The sequence below is a fragment of the Vibrio sp. 10N.247.310.98 genome, assembly GCF_041467395.1.
In the GTDB taxonomy this organism is placed as follows: Bacteria; Pseudomonadota; Gammaproteobacteria; order Enterobacterales; family Vibrionaceae; genus Vibrio; species Vibrio crassostreae_C.
Genome location: NZ_JBFSUL010000131.1, coordinates 1 through 1,054, shown reverse-complemented (window position 1 = coordinate 1,054; position 1,054 = coordinate 1). Strand labels below are relative to the sequence as shown.

General features: G+C 45.9%; 1 protein-coding gene. It reads right to left on the bottom strand.

The features are described 5' to 3' along the window. Positions 1-54 precede the first annotated feature (54 nt). Positions 55-975, bottom strand: a complete 921-nt coding sequence (locus AB6E78_RS22920) for an IS5 family transposase (protein WP_372134269.1) — start codon at positions 973-975, stop codon at positions 55-57. Between the last annotated feature and the right edge of the window lie 79 nt (positions 976-1,054).

Below are 1,054 nucleotides of genomic sequence, written 5' to 3'. Positions count from 1 at the left end.
GGCTTTGTTGCGTAATTAAATTTAAAGATAGAACTACCCCGTTTCGCGTATTTCTTAATCAATACGACAAGTTTCAGGCATACCTAACCCAGTAAGCTTGTTCAACGCTTTTATCATCGCGTAAGTTTCACCCACCTGTGCATTGTAATTTCTTAAGCTCAATCGTCCTCCTAGCAACTGTTTAACTCGATACATCGCTGTTTCTGACAATGAACGTTTGTGGTATCCATACCGCTCTTTCCAATACCTATTTGAGCCGTATAATTTCTGGCAACCCACGGCGAGATTTCGAGGGTGACCACGCTCCCAGAAGGCTGCCCCTTCTCTTGGGGGAATAAGCGCAATGGCTCCCTTCATCTTAATAGCAGCGTGACACGCTCTCGTGTCGTAAGCGCCATCACCAGACACCTCAAGGATACTTCGGCGTGTTTGTTTCAGTAAGTTCGGGAGTACTTCGCCATCTGTAACCGTCGATAAACTTAGCTCGGCGGCAATGATCTCATGAGTGTTGGTATCGACGGCAATATGAAGCTTTCGCCAGACTCTACGCTTGCCATCCGTACCGTGTTTTTTGACTTTCCATTCACCTTCGCCATAAACCTTAAGGCCAGTTGCATCAATGGCTAGGTGTTGTATCGCTCCTCTCGTTTTAGTCTTAAATGAGACCTCAACTTGCTTGGCCCTACGACTGATGCAGGTGTAATGCGGACAACTTAACGGCACATGGGCTAACCTAAATATCGAGTCGATAAATCCTTGCAGCGCTCTCAGTGGCATAGAAAAAACTCGTTTCACCATGAGTGCTGTCGTAATAGCTAAATCACTGAACCGACGTGGCCTCCCGCGCTTATTCTGTTTGCTTTGCGACCACCCACTTATTGCTTCTTCATCAATCCAGAAGGTCAAAGAACCACGGTTAATGAGTGATTGGTTGTATTGCTTCCAGTTGGTTGTTTTGTAACGAGGTTTAGGCATAAGGCTACGAGAGAGAGTGGTGGTAGCTGATCAGATCGTAGGTTCTTGATTTAGTTCCATTGAATTACGCAACAAAGCC